The sequence below is a fragment of the Myroides sp. A21 genome (genome assembly GCF_000807225.1).
Classification (GTDB): domain Bacteria; phylum Bacteroidota; class Bacteroidia; order Flavobacteriales; family Flavobacteriaceae; genus Flavobacterium; species Flavobacterium odoratimimum.
The window spans coordinates 3,270,222-3,288,433 of sequence record NZ_CP010327.1 but is presented as its reverse complement, the minus strand read 5'-3'; the positions used below and the strand labels follow the sequence as shown (position 1 = coordinate 3,288,433).

Below are 18,212 nucleotides of genomic sequence, written 5' to 3'. Positions count from 1 at the left end.
ATGAAAAATAATATTTTATATATAATAATAGCTTTTGGCTTGTGCTTTGGAATCAAAGCACAAGCACAAAGTGCTATTTTCGAATACAATCAGAAACTTATTAAATTAACTGATTCACAAGCTAATGATCTTAATTACCTAGCTAATGGTGCACCAACCTCTATGTTTATAGCATTTGATAAGCAAGCTAAAATTCACCAAGGAAACTCTAAAGAGATAGTTGAAATGTCTATTGAAGACACTAGTGACTTTATTGGTTTAAGCAATGTTTATAAAGATAAATTAAAAGAGGTTATTTTAATAAATATTAAATGGGATGGAAAGCAGCAAATTGTTGTTCCCAAAGATTTAATTATTCAATTAGAAAGTCTTAAATACATCTACATTAGATCATATCGAGAATTAGATAAAGAGTTAATTAAAACAGAGTTTATTGATTTATTACAAAAGTTAAACGAAAAACAAGATGTTGAAATTCTGTATTCAACAATGGATCAACCAAGTTAATGGAAAAGCTATGAAAAAATATTCAAAAAAAATAAGTGCTTATCTATCAACTCTCTTATTATTAAGTTTTTTAGTACTAGGAAGTAACTTGGGGTATGCACAAGTTGTAAAAGATTTTAAACCACGTGAGTCACCGAAGGCTCCAATGCCTTATACTAATGTAAAGAATTATAATCTGCAAGGAGATTTTACCATGATTGGTAATACTAACCTTACTTTAAAAAATTATGCAAATAGTGGAAAGCAAGGGGGAAATAATAATGAGATGATCTATGTAGACATTGACAATGATCGAAATACGATAAATTCATCTTCTGCAGAACTAATTCTACCAGGTGGTGAATGTACTGAAATTGTATATGCAGGCTTATATTGGACGGGACGTGCTCATGATATAGATGTTAGGAATACAAATAGTCCATTGACTTTCGACGGATTGGATAAACGTAAAGTTAAGTTAAAAGCTAAAAACCAATCATATATACAAATAACAGCAAAAGATACTGATATATATTACCCCTCTACATCAGAAGGAGCTATGTATGCGGCTTATGCTGATGTAACTGATTATGTTCGTGAACATGGGGCTTCAAATTATTTTGTGGCTGACATTGCCTTAAAAGAAGGGAAAGGAGGAGGAACTGGATTCTATGGAGGATGGGGAATGGTTGTTATTTATAAAAACACTTCGATGAAGTGGAGAGATATTACTGTTTTTGATGGTTATGGTTATATGGTTAAAAGAACAGGTGCAGCTATTTTACCAGTGAGTGGTTTTAGAGCTACCCAAAATGGAGATGTAAATGTAAAAATTGGAATGATGGCGGGTGAAGGAGATGAGGATATCTCTGGGGACTATTTTAAGATTCAAAAAAGAAATTCTAATAGCTATCAAGACTTAAGCCATGGAGGTAACTCTACTAATAACTTTTTTAATTCTTCAATTCATACAGGAGGAAACCCAAGAAATCCAAACTTAATCAATAATACAGGAATGGATATTTCTATGTTTGAGTTAAATAATACTAGTAATCAAATCATAGGAAATAATCAGTCATCAACTTCATTTTCATATGGATCAAATCAAGATACATACATCATATTTAATATAGTGTTTGCTGTAGATGCTTATGTTCCTGATGTAGTAGGAGAGAATAAAGCAACTAATTATGGAGGTGTAAAACCATTAAATAATGGAACAATCACTCCTGGGCAAGAGTTTGAATTTGAGCTAGATGTTTATAACAAAGGAACAGAAGCAGTTAATAATTCTAAAATTGAAATACCTGTACCTTTTAATCTACATTTCTTAGATGCGGAGATAGTGCCAGATCTAGATGCATCAGGAAGTGTTACTTGGGTACCCCCTACTGGAGGTACAAATGATCCAAGTGTTACAGCAGGGGGTAAAATTGTTTGGGATATTGGAAATTTACCTTTAGATACAACAAAAGAAAAGCTGTTAGCGCAATTAAAATATAGATTTAGAGTATCTGATAATTGTGTATTGTTATCTACCAATGTGTGTGGATTAGATGTAAAGATCAATGGTAAAATATCAGGAGAAGGAGCTACATCAAAATCAAAGGTAAACTCAGACTTAGTGAGAGATTATGGAAACGGAGTTTGTGCAGGTCCTGTTTATGATGATTTTATTTCTAAGATAAGTGTTACAACAGACTTCTTGCAAAACTGTAACCCTCCTGTAGAAGATGGAATTATGCAATTTAAGGCTTTTTGTTCTGTACCAACAACAGGATTTGATAGAAGTGAAATTATAAATATATATCCTCCTGGAGCTAAGTTTTATAGTAAAGTACCGACAAGTTATACATCTAATGATGGTTTAGTAACTGGAGATTTTTCAGTTAACAGTGATGGCAGTAGAAAAATGTATTATGTGATGGTACCAGATATGGAGGATGGTTGTTATGCTAGGTTAGAAATCAGTATTGAAAAAGTAACTACTTCACCTATTGCTAAGAATACAGAGTTATGTTTTGGAGAGCCTTTAGTATTAGAAAATGAGTTATCTGCTACAGGAAAAGATAAAGGTTATGAATTGGTTTATTTTGATAGTAATCAAGTTGAATTATCAGATGTTCCTAGTCCAACTGCTGTAGGTACTTATAAATATTTTGTAGCAGAGGGAAAAGATGGATGTATAGGTCCTAAAAAAGAATTTACTATTGTGATTAATGCCTTGCCAGAGGTAAGTAAGGATATTGACAATATTGTGATTTGTGAAAACTTTGACTCTGCTAAAGTATCTATAACTACAAATGTTTCAAATTATAAATGGGAATACACTACAACTGGAACAACAAATTGGAAAGAATTAGATAATACTACTTTTTCAAATAGAATTATTCTTGAGGGAAAAACAATTAAAGTTAGTCATGCTAGTAAAGAATTAAATGGTTTACGCATTCGATTAAATGTAACTAACAATCAATGTTCAGACACATCAAATGAGTTTGAGATCAAAGTAAATGATTGTTCTGCTGTTACTAATCCGATGTTGTTAAATCAAGCAGTAGCTAATTAATTATAAAATAAAAACTATGAAATCAAGAAAATTATATAAATCAGTTGCTTTATTAGGTTTAGCATTGCCAGCTACAGTAGTAGCCCAGCAAGCTAAGAAAGACCAAGTAATGGTAAACCAAGGAAAGATTTCGATAGCCGAAGGAGGAGTGATGTCTACTATCTATGATTTTGACAATACAAAAGAAGGGTATGTAAAGAATGATGGAACGGTTTATTACTACAGCAACTTTAACAATGACAATATATATGATCACAGCACTAACGCCAAAGGTTCTAAAGCTGTGTTCACTCCTTTTGAAGAAGCAAAAGGAGCTCAACATATCACAGGAAGCCAACCTTCTAATTTCTTTAATGTAGTACTAGACAATTCAACTAAAGACATGGCCTTTGACCTAAAGAACGAGGCTAACGTAAGAGGTAGTGTAGACTTTAAAGATGGTATTATTAAGGTAGATTCACTAGCAGGGATGCTAACCTTCCACCAAGGAGCAAAAGCACTTCATCCAACAGATAAAAGCCATGCAGAAGGCTATGTAGAGAAGATAGGTAATGAGGAATTCCAATACCCTAAAGGAGATAAAGGACTATACCGTTATGCTAGAATCACTGCTCCTGAGCATGTAAAGGATGCGTATGAAGGGAAGTATAATTTAGACGATAAGAACTTCTTTAGAGCGCGTAGTGCAAAGTCAGGAGTGATTAATTTATTAGATGAGCGCGAGTACTGGACAGTAGATAAAGGAAGTGATAACAGCAAAGGAGATATCATGCTGACGTTAAGTTGGGATGAGCGTACTACACCAAAAGAGTTATTAGTGAACCCAGAGAAAGAATTACACATCGTACGATGGGATGCTAAGCAACAGCTTTGGGTAGACGAAGGAGGAGTAGTGGATCTAGAGAAAAAAGAGATCACTACACCTACTAGTGTTAAAGGGTACGGATTCTTTACATTAGCTACTGTGAATACAGATCTAATCTTAGACGGAGATATCGTTATTTATAACCTTGTTTCTCCTGATGGAGACGGTAAGAATGATTACTTTATTATAGATAATATTAACAGATTCCCTAATAATACAGTAGAGATTTACAACCGTTGGGGAGTTAAGGTATATGATACGAAGAGTTATGACAGTGCAGGTAATGTGTTTAGAGGATACTCTGATGGACGTGTTACTGTAAATAAAGGGGAGAAATTACCTACAGGTACTTATTTCTACATCGTAAGTTATGAGTATAAAGACGCTAGTGGCTCTCGTATGATTAAGAAATCGGGTTATCTACATTTAGAAAGTAATAAGTAAAAAGAGTTATGAGTATTCAACAAAATATAAAGAAATTTGGAATCAGTCTATTGCTAATAGGCTGCTTCCAAACTATGCAAGCTCAGCAAGATCCACAGTATACCCAATATATGTATAATACTAATATGATCAACCCAGCTTATGCAGGAAGTCGTGGGACATTAAACGTGTTTGGGATGTATAGAACACAGTGGGTAGGGCTAGATGGAGCACCTAAGACAGCAAATGTGTCTGTGTCTACACCTCTTGGAGAAAGTGGATTAGGACTAGGAGTGAACTTTACCAATGATCGTCTAGGAGCGATGGATGAGAATAATATCTCTGTAGATTTAGCTTATGCTATTGACTTAAACGCTGATTATAAATTAGCATTCGGGTTAAAAGCGACTGCTAATCTATTAAGTGTTGATTATACAAAGCTTAACATACATAATCCTACTGATCCTGTAAGTCAAGAGAATATTAATAATAAGTTTAATCCTAATATTGGAGCAGGGGTTTATTTATACTCTGATAAAGCTTATGTAGGGTTATCAGTTCCGAACTTCTTAACTACGGATCGCTATGATGATAACGACATCACGACGATGCGTCAGAAGATGCACTTCTACTTAATGGGAGGATATGTATTCGATGTGAGTGAGAACTTGTTAATTAAGCCAGCAGCTTTAGTTAAGGCAGTAAGTGGAGCACCATTACAGGTTGATTTAACAGCTAACTTTTTATTCTATGATAAATTTACTTTAGGAGGAGCTTATCGTTGGGATGCTTCAGTGAGCGCCTTGGCAGGATTCCAAGTCAATGAAAATCTATTTGTAGGATATTCTTATGACTTTGAGACTACTGCTCTTCAACGTTATAACTCAGGATCACACGAAATCTTCTTAAGATTTGAACTATTTAATCGTCGTAGTACAATTAATGCACCGCGATTCTTCTAAGGAAAATTAGCTATAAAGAAAGAGAAACTATGAAAAAACAGCTATTAAAAATAAGCTTATTGACAATGTTGCTTTTCGTAGGTATTAGTACTTATGGACAGAAAGTAGCAGAGAAGAAAGCGAATAAGGAATATCAAACTCAGGCTTATGTAGATGCAATTAAGATTTATGAGCGCATCGCAAACAAGGGATATACTAATGCAGATATGCTAAAGAAGTTAGCCGATGCTTATTATTTTAATGGAAAGTTACCTGAGGCTAATAAGTGGTATGAAACACTATTTGATGGAGAGTATGGCGATAAAGGAAAAGAGCCAATTCCATCAGAATATTACTATCGTTATGCACAGACGCTTAAATCTGTTGAGAGTTATGACAAGTCTAAGCAAAAAATGGAGGAATTCTCTAAATTAGAGGCAAACGATTCTAGAGCACAACTTTTTCAAGAGAATAAGGATTACTTGCAAAAGATAGAAGACAAACAAGATTTGTATAATATAAAGGCTTTGAGTATTAATACAGAGTTTTCGGATTATGGAGCTGCTATATTAGGCAATGAATTAATTTTTACATCAGCTCGTAATCAAGAAGTAGATAAGGCTATTCATGAGTGGACTAATGAGAGTTTTACAGCCTTGTACAGTAGTACGATTAACGTTGATGGGACTTTCTCAGAGCCTAAGCAGTTCGCTAAAGAGATAAGTTCTAGAGTAAATGATGCAACAGCTGTCTTTACAAAGGATGGTAATACGATGTACTTTACTAGAAATAACTCTAGTGAAAAGGGAAAGAGAAGAAACAATAAGGACAAATCATCTTTATTAAAAATATATAAAGCCACTAAAGGCGCGGATGGCTTGTGGGGACAAGTATTGGAACTTCCGTTTAACTCGGATTATTTCAATACAGCCCATCCTAGTTTGACACCGGATGGTAAGTGGCTTTATTTTTCTTCAGACAGAAAAGGAACATTGGGGCAATCAGATATCTTTAGAGTAGCTATTTATCCTACAGGGGAGTATGGCAATGTAGAGAATATCGGTGCTAAAGTAAATACAGCAGGTAGAGAAACTTTTCCATTTATATCAGAAGACTACTTCTTGTTTTTTGCATCAGATGGTCATCCTGGATTAGGAGGATTAGATATGTTTGTAGCTAAGATTAATGTAGATGGAAGCATTGGTCAAGTTGCTAATATGGGAACGCCAATTAACAGTCCATCTGACGATTTCGGTTTGTATATAGACAGCAAATCTCACAAGGGATTTATAAGTTCTAATAGACCAGGGGCTAGTGGAGGAGATGATATCTATTTCTTTAAAGAAAAACCTTGTAAGCAAGCCCTTGAAGGAATAGTGTATGACAAGGTGACTAAAGAGCCATTAGTTAATGCTAGAGTGATTTTATCAGATGCTCTTTATCAGCAGACAGATACGATAATCACAGATGCAAAAGGATATTATCTGTCTAATTTATTAGATTGTGGAGGGAAATACCGTATTAAAGCTGAGAAAGAGGAGTATAATACAGTTGAAGTTGTATTTATCGTAGAACGTCAACAAGGAGTAAAACGAGTAGATATCGGACTAGAGAAGACTTTAGAACCAGTGACAGTAAACGATGACTTATTTAAGAAGCTTAAGCTAAATCCTATTTACTTCGACTTTGACAAATCTAATATTCGCCCAGATGCAGCGGCAGAGCTAATCAAAGTAGTAGAGGTATTAAAAGAATACCCAACGATGAAGATAGATGTTCGCTCACATACTGACAGTAGAGGAAATGATGACTACAACCTTAAGTTATCAGATCGCAGAGCTAAGTCTACAGTAGAGTGGATGGTGAATCAAGGCATTGAGAGAAGTAGAATTACAGGAGAAGGATATGGAGAGACACAGCTACAGAATAAGTGTAGCAATGGAGTGCCATGTTCTGTAGAGGAACATCAGTTAAATAGACGTAGCGAGTTTATAATTATCGAACTCTAGACTTTTTAAAATATCAATTTTTGAATACGTAGTTTAATAAAACAACAAATCAATTTTTTTTTTCGACCGATCCCCACTGTTGGATCTAAAACAACAGTATTAGCCTAAGAAGCTCCCTGTGAAGGGAGCTTTTTTATTTAATAAACTATTATCAAAAAATTAAAATACATCAAGTGTATATTATGGTTATAATGATTAAGGAAAAATAATATACATCTAAAGAATTAGGAAATAAACTTTAGGACATGAAATAGAACATGTTTTTGTTAGTATATCTGTGAAGAGAATCTCTAAAAAATCAAACATATTTATCAATAAAGATCCAAGGAAGCCTACATATTAGTTTTAATTAGGTATGCCTAGTAAAATTAATAGGCCATAATTATCTCATTGTGAGAATATTGCAACCACTATAAATTCTAAAAACAGGACAAATCACAGTTGTTAAAAATATTAACATTTAAGCTTTTTTTAGCGTATCTAAGCACGTGGTAAAGCTAGTGACAGCAAGGCTTTCGGGAAGGTTGTTTGGACGTTGTTCGGAAGTTCTTTGCAAAGTGTTCGGAAAGAGGGGGTGTTTTCCGAACACCTTCCGAACAAACCACAACGGAGACCGCATGAATACTCGATTCGCAGTGAATTTACGATGTTAAAAAACTTGTTAAAATTTTAAAGTTGAGATTTTGAAAGCTGTGATTTGTGCTTTCTTTTTAGTGAGATGTACCAGACTTTGAATAGAAGAATATTCTCAATAATAGCCATTGAGTCAAAGCCTTTACTGTAGGCAAAGGTAGTAAAAAAACAGATAGGACAAAAGAGGGTGTAGGAGGTAGAATTGGTATTATACTGGTCATGAACGACTTACTAATATTCAAAACAACAAGCCTTATATTGAAGAAGAATACGTGTTTTGTGTAGGGAATAGAGAGTATGATGAAGAATATGAGAGGCCTATAAAAGAGTCTAAGGCTGTTTACTACCCTTTGTCTAAATTAAGAAGTTATGGAATAAAGAGAGTTGTATCAGATTTTTTGATGCGCGCTGAAGAGTATGATTTAGAGGGATACTTTATTCATTTAGATGTAGATGTCCTAAACGATAAGATAATGCCTGCGGTAGACTGTAGACAAGAAGATGGCTTGAGCTATAGGGAGTTAAAAGAAATACTTATACCTTTAGTTAAAGATAAGAGATGTGTAGGATTGGAGATTGCGATACTTGATCCAGACTTGGATCCTTTAGGTATTTATACTAAAGAGTTTATTGAGAATGTAAGAGATATTATAGAAGCATCTCTTTAAGAAAGGGGGCTGTTATTTTATTAGTCTAAGTAACTCTTTAATCTCACTATCACTTATTGAGTCGTATTCACTTTTGTCATAAATAGAAAGCAAATAGATATTATCATTTTCGATTACAAGATGTGTAATAACTCTAGCTCCGCCACTTTTACCTTTACCTTTAGATTTTATAGCTATGCGTACTTTATAACAATTATTAGCTATTGCAGTTCCGAGCATGGGATTTTGTTGTAATTCTTCAATTAAAAGAGAAAGACCTTCTTTCAATGAATGGTATTTCTTTCCAAGCTTTTTAGCTTCTTTTAGAAACTTAGGAGTTGCTATAATATTATAACTCATCCAATAAATCTTTTGCAGAAATCCCTTTAAGTTTTCCCTCTTTTATTAAATTAAGTTCTGTTACAGCTTGTTTTAAATTTGTTTTAATATCTTCTTTTGAATCTGTGTCCTCAGTATTTTGTCTTGTAATTTTTATTTTTAAAGCCTTAGCAAAAGCCTTAAGAGCTTTAGCTTCTTCAGGTGTAGAAGGCTCTACGATATATACATCATTAGTTATCATGGCTTAATGTTTTAAAAATTGTACTATTAGTTATTTATGTGAATTCTTTTAAGAAGAAAAGTCAATAACGGATCTTTAATTTTGGCTCAACTATTTTTGTAGTGAAAAATCAAATTTATAATATTAAATATACAGACAAAATTACAAATTTGGCTGTAAAAAAACTAATTTATCATTTGCCTCTATCCTTATTAATATCTAGAAATAAATACTATACATTTTAAGTGATTTAAAAAAAAATAGTATTTATAATAGCTTTAAAACACAAGCATTTTCTTGCTCTACTATTAAATCGTTAAAAAAACATATTAGCACGCATATTTCAAATATTTATACTTTATTTTGTATAGCATAAATAATATAAAATGGAAAACATAACAACAGAGCATTACGATATTTTATTCGGACAAGAAGCATACGAACATTTAGGTTCATATTTAAATAATAATGGCTATAGTAAGCTTTTTATCTTGACGGATTCTAATTGTTATGAACACTGTTTGCCTTATTTCTTAAGTAACTTGCCTACAGATGTGCCTTTCGAAATTATAGAAGTAGAAGCAGGTGAGGAGAATAAAGTATTAGATACTTGTGCTGGTGTGATTCAGACTATGTTAGAACTAGGAGGAGATCGCAAGAGTATCATTATCACTGTAGGAGGTGGGGTGATTACAGATATGGGAGGTTTTATCGCTTCTATATTTATGCGTGGAATAGACTTTATCAACATTCCTACTTCATTATTAGCCATGGTAGATGCTTCTGTGGGAGGAAAGACTGGAGTGGACTTAAATGGTATCAAGAACTGTATAGGTGCATTCGCTATGCCTAAGATGCTGATCATCGATGTAAATTACTTAGAAACTTTAGAAGCTAGACAAATTAAGGCTGGATATGCTGAAATGTTAAAGCACGGCTTGATATTTGATGCCAAATATTATGCGTATCTTAAGGATATCGCGAATGTTGATTTTAATGATTTAGAAACGCTTATTCATCATTCAGTAACTATTAAGAATACTGTGGTGACACAGGATCCAAAGGAACATGGTCTTCGCAAGATTTTAAACTTTGGACATACGGTAGGTCATGCCGTAGAGAGTTATTACTTAATGAATGAAGAGAAAGAGACGTTACTTCATGGAGAAGCTGTTGCACTAGGTATGGTAGCGGAGGCTTATATTTCTAAAGAATTGGGCTATTTAACAGAGGTAGAGTATTTAGATATAAAAGAAACAATACACACAATATACGGCGTTGTAGAACTGTCAAGTGAAGACATCGAAAATTCCTTAGAATGGTTGAAGTTTGATAAAAAGAACTACGGTGGTAATATACGTTGTGTATTATTAGATAAAATAGGCTCTGCTATCTATGATATAGAAGTGAGCAAAGAGTTAGTAGTAAAGGGGTTAGAGGCTTATTTGAATTAAGGTTCAAAAACAATTACTTTTTCCTTTTTCATTCCAATATTTTGTTACATTTGCGGTCGTGAAAATAGATGTTTTATATATTAGATTCTGTGTGTCTGCAAGACACAAAGTAAGGCGTTTTGTCATCAGACAAAAGGCCAATTATGTATATGGCATTATCAAGTATTCTAAGGAGGCTCTTAATTCGTTTAGATTCAGAGATAAGTTGCCAATAGTATTTGCCAATATTCGAGTTTGAAAATCAATGTAGTTTAATTTTGATTGTTTTTATGAAGGCATAACTATCTAGTCCGATAATAATTGACTAATTTAGATGCAAGACAATCAAGTTAATTGAGAAAGAATTTTTTTAACCATTATTAAAAGAAAAAGACATGAACACAAAATATGTTGACTTAATCAACCAAACTTTTTATTTTCCTCAAGAAGAATTCAAATTAAACAAAGATAATCTTCAATTTCACAATATTGATTTAATGGGGTTAGTTGAAAAATACGGAACACCATTAAAATTCACTTACTTACCTAAAATCTCTGAGAACATTAGCAATGTAAAGACTATCTTTAGAAAAGCGATGGAAAAGAATAAGTACAAAGCAAACTATTACTACTGCTACTGTACTAAAAGTTCTCACTTCTCTTATGTACTTAATGAAGCATTCAAGAATGATATCCACGTAGAGACATCTTCTGCTTTTGACGTAAACATTGTAGAGAATTTATTAGAGACAGGTAAGATCAACAAAGATACATTCGTATTATGTAACGGATTTAAACGTGCGCAATACATTGATAATATCGCAAATCTAATCAATAATAAACACGAGAATACTATTCCTATTATTGATAACTATGAGGAGCTTGATCTATTACAAGAACAAATCAACAAGAAGTTTAAAATCGGTATTCGTATTGCTTCTGAAGAATCTCCAAAGTTTGAATTCTATACTTCACGTTTAGGAATAGGGTACAAGAGTATCTTACCATTCTACAGAAAACAAATTGCTGAAAATCCTAAGGTAGAACTTAAGATGCTTCACTTTTTCATCAATACAGGTATTAGAGATACTGCGTATTACTGGAATGAATTAGTAAAATGTTTGAAAGTTTATATCACTTTAAAGAAAGAATGTCCTACATTAGATAGTTTAAATATCGGAGGAGGATTCCCTATTAAAGATTCATTAGCTTTTGAATTTGATTACCAATATATGGTAGACGAAATCATCAATCAAATCAAGATAGTATGTGAGGAAGCTGAAGTGGATGTACCTAATATCTTTACAGAATTCGGTTCATATACTGTAGGTGAGAGTGGAGGAGCTATCTATGAAATCTTATACCAAAAGCAACAAAATGATAGAGAGAAATGGAATATGATCGACTCATCATTCATTACTACTCTACCAGATTCTTGGGCTATCAATAAACGTTTTATCATGTTGCCTATCAATAGATGGAATGATACTTATGAGCGTATATTGTTAGGGGGATTGACTTGTGATAGTGATGATTACTATAACTCAGAGCAAAACTTAAACGCAATCTATTTGCCTAAGTTTAATAAAGAAAAACCTTTGTATATTGGGTTCTTTAATACAGGTGCTTATCAAGATCAGATCGGAGGATTTGGAGGTATTCACCACTGCTTAATTCCACAACCAAAACATATCTTAATCGATAAGGATGAGAATGGAATTATTGCTACAGAGTTATTCTCTGAACAACAGACTGCAGAGCAAGTATTAGATATCTTAGGATATAACAAATAAGAATTAAAAGAAATTATTAATATAAAAAGTAAAAATAAAATGAGTAAAGGACCAATTAGTCAGTTTATTGAGCATAACTATAGACACTTTAACGCTGCTGCGTTAGTGGATGCTGCAAAAGGATATGAAGCACACTTAGACGCTGGAGGAAAAATGTTAATCTCTATGGGTGGTGCGATGAGTACTGCTGAGTTAGGAATTTCTTTAGCAGAGATGATTCGTCAAGATAAAGTACAAATCATTTCTTGTACAGGAGCTAACTTAGAAGAGGACGTGATGAACTTGGTTGCTCACTCTCACTACAAAAGAGTACCAAATTATAGAGATTTGACTCCAGAGCAAGAGAGAGAGTTATTAGATAACCACTATAACCGTGTAACTGACACTTGTATTCCAGAAGAGGAAGCATTCCGTCGTCTACAAAAACACTTAGAAGACGTATGGCATGCAGCTGAAGCTGAAGGAAAACGTTATTTCCCACACGAATTCTTATACCAAATCGTTAACTCAGGTGTATTAGAGCAATACTACGAGATTGATCCTAAAGATTCTTGGATTGTTGCAGCAGCAGAGAAGAATATTCCAATCGTATGTCCAGGATGGGAAGATTCAACTTGTGGTAACATCTTTACTTCAAACGTAATCAAAGGAAAATTAAATGTACACACTGTAAAAACAGGTATCGAGTACATGATCTACTTAACAGAGTGGTATAGAGCTAACTCAGGAGGACACGGAGTAGGATTCTTCCAAATCGGAGGAGGTATCTCTGGAGATTTCCCTATCTGTGTAGTTCCAATGATGTACCAAGACTTAGAGTGGGAAGATGTACCTTTCTGGTCATACTTCTGCCAAATCTCTGATTCTACTACATCTTACGGATCATATTCAGGAGCAGTTCCTAACGAAAAAATTACATGGGGTAAATTAGATATCGACACACCTAAGTTCATTGTTGAGTCAGATGCTACGATTGTTGCGCCATTAATTTTTGCATATATTCTTGGTAATTAATTTTTAATTTTTCGCAGTAAATAAATGTGATATTTTATTTGTAGTTTACAATTTAGCTATTACATTTGAAACTGAAATAAAGCAAGAACAAAGAATGAAAAGAGTAATTGTTGATTACGCAAAGTTAACGAACGAAATTTTGACATTATTGGTTGAAAAATTTCCTGACGGGTATGATGATGCAGACATTATACGTTTTAAAAACGTAAAGAACGAAACTGTAGAAGCAGTGGAAGTTAGAACTGAGGATACTATATACCTGGTAAAAGTAAGTACTAAGTTAGCAGATAGAATTGAAAACTTCGATGAGGATGAAGAGGATTTCGTAGAAGCTCCAGAAGATTCATTAGATGCACTAAAAGACTTAGAAATTGCTGACGATGAAGATTAACAAAATAATCTAAATATAGAAAAGCCACTCCTAGCGAGTGGCTTTTTTATTGTACTATATCCACTTTTCAATTTAGTTTAAAAACATCAATAATCTATGATCTAAAAGATGTTTTTGTTTATGATTATCTAAAGCTTTCTATTCTTATAACTTTTATTATTCTAAATATGTTGTATTTGGGTTTTAATTTTATGTAAACTTCCCTAAAGACTATGAACTTCTATAATTTTCAATATCTTTGCAAACGATTAAAAATTCACAATATATTTTAAAATATGAAAGCAGGTATAGTAGGATTGCCAAATGTAGGTAAATCAACATTATTCAATTGTTTATCTAATGCAAAGGCGCAGAGTGCTAACTTCCCATTTTGTACAATAGAACCGAATATTGGGGTTGTGAATGTACCAGATCCAAGGTTGTCTAAATTAGAAGAGTTAGTAGTACCAGAACGTGTATTACCTGCTACTGTTGAGATTGTAGATATTGCTGGGTTAGTAAAAGGAGCAAGTAAAGGAGAAGGTTTAGGAAACCAATTCTTAGGAAATATTAGAGAGTGTAATGCTATTATTCACGTTTTACGTTGTTTTGACAATGATAATATCATTCACGTAGATGGGAATGTAAATCCTATCAGAGATAAAGAAACTATCGATATCGAATTACAGTTAAAAGACCTTGAGACTGTAGAGAAGAGATTAGAGAAAGTAAAAAAAGCAGCTAAGACTGGAAATAAAGAAGCTCAAGTAGAAGCTGATTTATTAGAAAGAATTAGAGTAACGCTATTAGAAGGTAAATCTGCTCGTGTAGTAGAGCCTAAAAATGCAGATGAGGAAGAGTTATTAGAAGACTTCCAATTAATCACTACAAAACCTGTATTATACGTGTGTAACGTAGATGAGGGAGCTGCTGTATCAGGAAATGATTATGTGGTAAAAGTAAAAGAGCTAGTAAAAGACGAAAATGCTGAAGTAATCGTATTAGCTGTAGGAACTGAGGCTGACATTATGGAACTAGAGACTTTCGAAGAAAGACAAATGTTCTTAGAAGACTTAGGATTAGACGAGCCAGGTGTATCTAAATTAATTCGTTCAGCATATAAATTATTAAACTTACAAACATACTTCACAGCTGGAGTAAAAGAAGTAAGAGCTTGGACTATTAAAGTTGGAGATACTGCTCCTAAAGCAGCTGGAGTAATCCACAGTGACTTCGAAAAAGGATTTATCCGTGCAGAAGTAATAGGATACGATGATTATGTAACTTATGGTTCTGAGGCTAAAGTAAAAGAAGCTGGAAAACTAAGAGTAGAAGGAAAAGAATATATCGTAAAAGATGGTGATGTAATGCACTTCCGTTTTAACGTGTAATCTATCAAATAGGAAAGAAAAAAGAGAAGCTAATTAGCTTCTCTTTTTTTTGCTACTATTTTTAGTAAAAGTAAATTAGGAATTGTTAAAATTTTATAGAATTTTGTAGTAGCAATAAGGTAATTAGTCTTATTGTTACATTTGACTTTAAAATCAGTGGTTTAGAAGTTAAATAGTCTTTAAGTTTAAAAAATATTAGTATCTTAATCTATTAATAATAGTCTAACTATGCAGAATAGTGGTTTTAAAAAAGTAATCTTATTGTTTAAACAATCCGTATTTGACTTCTTAGATGATAATGCTATGAAGTTTAGTGCAGCATTGTCTTATTATACCATTTTTGCTTTACCTCCCTTAATGTTATTGATTATATCTGCTAGTGGATTTATTTTTGAGGAACAAGAGGTAGCTAACTTCTTTTATGATCAATTAAGAGATCTAGTAGGTCCCAATACAACAACTGAGATACAGAATGCAATGAGTAATGTTCAGCTAAATAGAAAAAGTGGTTATATCACTACTATTATTGGTGTAGGTATTTTATTATTTAGTGCTTCAGGGGTTTTTGCAGAGATACAGAGCTCTATAAACTATATCTGGGGCTTAGCAGCCAAACCTGACAAAAGTATCGCTAGATTGGTTAAAAACAGGTTGCTTTCTTTCGCTATGATAGGATCTGTTGGATTTGTCTTATTAGTGAGTCTAATGATCAATTCAATTGTAAGTCTTCTGTATAGTTATTTAGGTAATTTCTTTGGCGAAGAGACACTTAGTTTAGTAAAATTACTTAATAATGCGGTGGTCTTTTTAATAATAACTATTCTATTTGTGCTTATCTTCATGACTTTACCTAATGGTAAGTTGAGATGGAAAGATGCCTTTATAGGAGCAGGTTTTACAGCTGTATTATTTATGATAGGGAAGTTCGGAATAGGTTGGTATTTAGGTAATACGGCCTCATCATCACTTTATGGAGCAGCTGGTTCTGTGACAGTTATGTTGATATGGGTATACTATTCGGCGATGATCCTCTATTTCGGTGCTGAGTTTACAAAAAATTATGCTATCTTATATGGCAGAAAAATAGTACCAGGGCCTTATTCCATTGAGATAGAGAAGAATGTTATCAAAAAGTCATCAGAGGATTAAATCCTAAAAAACTGTTATTTCACAATTTTTATTTTAAGCTAATTAGTAGTAAATTAGCGCAAATTCCTACGTTTTTATGCAAGATCAAAATCAATATACCGAAGATAATATTCGTTCGTTAGACTGGAAGGAACATATTCGTATGCGTCCTGGTATGTATATCGGAAAATTAGGAGATGGTTCTTCTCCTGACGATGGTATCTACATTCTAATTAAAGAGGTTATAGACAACAGTATAGATGAATTCGTGATGGGGACAGGTAAGACTATTGAGGTTACACTCAAAGATAAGCTTGTCACTGTACGTGATTACGGACGTGGTATTCCCTTAGGTAAAGTAGTAGATGTAGTATCTAAAATGAACACTGGGGGTAAATACGATTCTAAGGCATTCAAGAAATCAGTAGGTCTAAACGGGGTGGGTACCAAAGCAGTAAATGCTTTATCTAACTACTTCCGCGTAGAGTCTGTACGTGATGGACAATTAAAAGGGGCTGAATTCTCTGCTGGAGATTTAGTAACAGAAGAGGAATTAGTAGAAACTACGAGACGTAAAGGAACTAAAGTTTCTTTCATAGCTGATGAAGCCATCTTTAAGAACTATAAATACCGTAAAGAGTACATAGAGCGTATGCTAAAGAACTACTGTTATCTTAATAAAGGATTGACAGTAATGTTTAATGGCGAAAAATTCTTTTCTGAAAATGGGCTTAAAGACCTTCTTTTAGAAAATATTACTGAAGAAGATCAAGTATATCCGATTATTCACTTATCAGGTGATGATATCGAGGTAGCATTAACACATAGTAGAAGTCAATATTCTGAGGAATATTACTCTTTCGTAAACGGGCAGAATACTACTCAAGGAGGTACTCACTTAGCTGCATTTAGAGAGGCGTTAGTAAGAACACTTAAAGAGTTTTATAATAAAAACTTCGATGCTTCTGATATTAGAAAGTCTATCGTAGCTGCAGTAGCTGTAAAAGTAGAAGAGCCAGTATTTGAATCTCAAACGAAGACAAAGCTAGGATCTACTGATATGGGACCAGATCTACCTACGGTACGTACTTTTGTCAATGATTTTGTAAAAACACAGTTAGACAACTATTTACACAAAAATCCAGAGATAGCAGATGCACTATTAAAGAAAATACTACAAGCAGAAAAAGAGCGCAAAGAGTTATCTGGAATTAGAAAGATAGCTAAAGAGCGCGCTAAAAAAGCTAGTTTACACAATAGAAAACTAAGAGACTGTAGAGTTCACTTAACAGATATAAAGAATCCATTGTATTTAGACAGTACTTTGTTTATTACAGAGGGAGACTCTGCTTCTGGTTCTATTACCAAATCAAGAAATGTTAATACACAGGCTGTATTTAGTTTAAGAGGTAAGCCTCTGAACTCTTATGGAATGACGAAGAAAATCGTGTATGAGAATGAAGAGTTTAACTTACTACAGGCAGCATTAGATATAGAAGATGACTTTGAGAACTTAAGATATAACAATATCGTGATAGCTACTGATGCCGATGTGGATGGTATGCATATTCGATTGTTATTAATTACTTTCTTTTTACAGTTCTTCCCAGAATTAATTAAAGAAGGGCATTTATACATCTTGCAGACACCTTTATTTAGGGTGAGAAATAAGAAAGAAACTATTTACTGTTATAGTGAAGAAGAACGTATAAACGCTATTGAGAAATTAAAACCTAAACCAGAGATTACTCGATTCAAAGGGTTAGGAGAGATTTCTCCTGATGAATTCCAGTATTTTATAGGGGAAGATATACGATTAGATCCTGTAATGTTAGATAAGTCAATGTCTATAGATAAAATGTTAGAGTTCTATATGGGTAAAAATACTCCAGATAGACAAGAATTTATCATAGATAATCTTAAAGTAGAACTTGATGTTGTAGAATAATAT

14 protein-coding genes and 1 pseudogene are annotated in these 18,212 nt (G+C 33.3%); 13 read left to right on the top strand and 2 right to left on the bottom strand.

Annotated elements, in window-relative coordinates; all coding sequences use genetic code 11:
- The 6 genes from MYRA21_RS14710 to MYRA21_RS14685 all read left to right on the top strand — a co-directional run bounded on the left by MYRA21_RS14710 (position 1) and on the right by MYRA21_RS14685 (position 8,594).
- Positions 1–507 carry a hypothetical protein gene (locus tag MYRA21_RS14710; protein ID WP_006260399.1) on the top strand — a complete coding sequence of 169 codons (507 nt, stop codon included), beginning with the start codon at positions 1–3 and terminating at the stop codon, positions 505–507.
- 10 nt (positions 508–517) lie between these two features.
- Positions 518–3,055 carry a hypothetical protein gene (locus MYRA21_RS14705; protein ID WP_225582016.1) on the top strand — a complete coding sequence of 846 codons (2,538 nt, stop codon included), beginning with the start codon at positions 518–520 and terminating at the stop codon, positions 3,053–3,055.
- Positions 3,056–3,071: 16 nt separating this feature from the next.
- Positions 3,072–4,364 carry a gliding motility-associated C-terminal domain-containing protein gene (locus MYRA21_RS14700; protein ID WP_016361646.1) on the top strand — a complete coding sequence of 431 codons (1,293 nt, stop codon included), beginning with the start codon at positions 3,072–3,074 and terminating at the stop codon, positions 4,362–4,364.
- A gap of 8 nt (positions 4,365–4,372) precedes the next feature.
- Positions 4,373–5,305, top strand: coding sequence for a type IX secretion system membrane protein PorP/SprF (locus MYRA21_RS14695; protein ID WP_006258801.1), 933 nt, complete (start codon positions 4,373–4,375; stop codon positions 5,303–5,305).
- A 29-nt stretch (positions 5,306–5,334) separates the two neighbouring features.
- Complete coding sequence (locus MYRA21_RS14690; RefSeq protein ID WP_006258802.1) at positions 5,335–7,293, top strand: OmpA family protein; 1,959 nt, start codon at positions 5,335–5,337, stop codon at positions 7,291–7,293.
- Positions 7,294–8,162: 869 nt separating this feature from the next.
- Positions 8,163–8,594, top strand: coding sequence for an arginase family protein (locus tag MYRA21_RS14685; RefSeq protein WP_316928211.1), 432 nt, complete (start codon positions 8,163–8,165; stop codon positions 8,592–8,594).
- A gap of 12 nt (positions 8,595–8,606) precedes the next feature.
- On the opposite strand, the gene MYRA21_RS14680 is transcribed toward MYRA21_RS14685, so the two are convergent.
- Entirely contained in the window at positions 8,607–8,933 is a 327-nt protein-coding gene (locus MYRA21_RS14680; protein WP_039329593.1) for a type II toxin-antitoxin system RelE/ParE family toxin, read from the bottom strand.
- Positions 8,923–9,153, bottom strand: coding sequence for a hypothetical protein (locus tag MYRA21_RS14675; protein WP_006263616.1), 231 nt, complete (start codon positions 9,151–9,153; stop codon positions 8,923–8,925). The genes MYRA21_RS14680 and MYRA21_RS14675 overlap by 11 nt, the downstream gene beginning before the upstream one ends.
- Positions 9,154–9,518: 365 nt before the next feature.
- Between MYRA21_RS14675 and aroB the strand changes: the two genes are divergently transcribed.
- The 7 genes and pseudogenes from aroB to MYRA21_RS14640 all read left to right on the top strand — a co-directional run bounded on the left by aroB (position 9,519) and on the right by MYRA21_RS14640 (position 18,209).
- Positions 9,519–10,586: a 3-dehydroquinate synthase gene (gene aroB / locus MYRA21_RS14670; RefSeq protein ID WP_016649371.1), complete on the top strand. Its 1,068-nt coding sequence runs from the start codon at positions 9,519–9,521 to the stop codon at positions 10,584–10,586.
- A 374-nt stretch (positions 10,587–10,960) separates the two neighbouring features.
- Positions 10,961–12,358, top strand: coding sequence for a decarboxylase (locus tag MYRA21_RS14665; RefSeq protein ID WP_006258807.1), 1,398 nt, complete (start codon positions 10,961–10,963; stop codon positions 12,356–12,358).
- A 39-nt stretch (positions 12,359–12,397) separates the two neighbouring features.
- Positions 12,398–13,372, top strand: coding sequence for a deoxyhypusine synthase family protein (locus tag MYRA21_RS14660; protein WP_006258808.1), 975 nt, complete (start codon positions 12,398–12,400; stop codon positions 13,370–13,372).
- A gap of 94 nt (positions 13,373–13,466) precedes the next feature.
- A pseudogene (locus tag MYRA21_RS14655) lies at positions 13,467–13,760 on the top strand (hypothetical protein); the annotation flags it as partial.
- 278 nt (positions 13,761–14,038) lie between these two features.
- Complete coding sequence (gene ychF, locus MYRA21_RS14650; protein WP_006258810.1) at positions 14,039–15,133, top strand: redox-regulated ATPase YchF; 1,095 nt, start codon at positions 14,039–14,041, stop codon at positions 15,131–15,133.
- A gap of 228 nt (positions 15,134–15,361) precedes the next feature.
- Positions 15,362–16,282: a YihY/virulence factor BrkB family protein gene (locus tag MYRA21_RS14645; protein WP_006265333.1), complete on the top strand. Its 921-nt coding sequence runs from the start codon at positions 15,362–15,364 to the stop codon at positions 16,280–16,282.
- A 76-nt stretch (positions 16,283–16,358) separates the two neighbouring features.
- On the top strand, positions 16,359–18,209 hold the full coding sequence (locus MYRA21_RS14640) for a DNA topoisomerase IV subunit B (RefSeq protein WP_006258812.1): 1,851 nt from the start codon (positions 16,359–16,361) through the stop codon (positions 18,207–18,209).
- The last annotated feature ends 3 nt before the right edge of the window (positions 18,210–18,212 follow it).